This window comes from Actinomycetes bacterium, assembly GCA_024222295.1.
GTDB lineage: Bacteria > Actinomycetota > Acidimicrobiia > Acidimicrobiales > Microtrichaceae > JAAEPF01.
On sequence record JAAEPF010000036.1, the window covers coordinates 1 to 1,443 of the forward strand.

2 protein-coding genes are annotated in these 1,443 nt (G+C 68.5%); both read right to left on the reverse strand.

Annotated elements, in window-relative coordinates:
• Window positions 1-208, reverse strand: a 208-nt coding sequence (locus tag GY812_14210; protein MCP4436637.1) for a hypothetical protein, incomplete at its 3' end; no start/stop codon positions are given.
• Window positions 209-218: 10 nt separating this feature from the next.
• The coding region (locus GY812_14215) for a flagellin (GenBank protein ID MCP4436638.1) at window positions 219-1,443 on the reverse strand (1,225 nt) is incomplete at its 5' end.

Consider the following 1,443-nt stretch of genomic DNA (forward strand, 5'->3'; position numbering starts at 1 on the left):
CGGCGTCCACCGCGCTCAGCTCGAAGGGCTCACCCTGTCGCCCGCCGTACCAGTTGCGCAGGCCCACCCAGTCGCTGCGATAGGACTCCACCGTCTTGTCGGCGCGCCCTCGTCGTCTCAGATCCTCGACGAAGGCCTCGAATCGGTCGGCCTCGGCCTCCGTGACCGACGAGTTCTGGCACTGCAACCCTGCTTTGCGGGACTTCATGAGTCAGCCCTTACTGCTGCAGCAGGCTGAGGACAGCCTGCGGGTTGGAGTTGGCCTGCGAGAGGATGGAGATGCCGGCCTGCTGCAGAATCTGGTGCTTGGTCAGGCTCGAGGTCTCGGTGGCGAAGTCGGCATCCTGGATGCGGCTGCGGCTCGCGCTGCTCGCCTCGATGACCGTGGTCAGGTTCGAGAGCGTCGACTGCATGCGGTTGGTCACCGCGCCGAGCTCCGCCCGGTCGGAGTTGATCTGCTCCAGGGCGCGGTCGATCTTCAGGATGGACTCGTTGGCCTCGTAGCGCGTCGTGATGTCCACCGTGTTGATGGAGTCCGCGTTGGTCACGCCCACCAGGGCGTTGTCGCCGAAGCCGATGCGATCCTCGGCGTTGCCGCCGACCACGTACTGCTCGTCGCTGTGCAGGTGCAGCGCGGCGGTGTAGGTCCCCGCGGCGATGTTCAGGGCCGCCTGGGCCGCAGCGCCGTTGACCTGCACGTCGATGTTGCGCCCGTCGTCCGCCTCGAGCCGCAGTCGGCCCTGAGCGTCGAGGGAGGCGACCACCCCGGTGTCGGGGTAGGCCTCGTTGATGGCCGAAATCAGGGCCTCGGAGGCGTCGTCGGCCTCCACCGTGATGCCCGAGATGATCTCGCCGTTGACGATGATGTTGTTGTCGGTGTCGAGCACCACCGCGCCGATGCGATCGGCGCCGACGGCCTCCGTGGGCAGCGGCTTGGCCGTGACCCCGTGGAAGTCCGTGCTGGCGTTGATGGCCGCCGCCTTGGCGATGGCCGAGGCCGCCTGGCCCGCGGTGGAGAGCTGGTCGTCGACCGCCCGGCTGGCCCGCACCTCGACGCCGTTGAGGACCACGTCCCCGGCGGCCATCGCGTTGCCGTCGACCACGTTCCCCGTGAAGGTCGCGGCCCGGCCGATGGTCTCGGCCCGGGCGTCCCGGATGCGGACTCGCACCGTCTCCCGAGCGAAGGCGCCGACGTGGAAGAAGGCGTCCACGAAGCTGCCGTCGAGCAGCTTCTGACCGTTGAAGGTGGTGCTGGTGCCGATGCGGGTGAGCTCGTCGATGAGCTGGTCCACCTCGTTCTGCAGCGCCTCGCGGTCCTGCTCGCTGTTGATGTCGTTGGCCGCCTGAATCGACAGCTCGCGCATCCGCTGCAGGATGGAGGTGGACTGCTGCAGCGCCGACTCCGCCGCCTGCGAGAGGCTGATGGCGTCGTTGGCGTTGCGC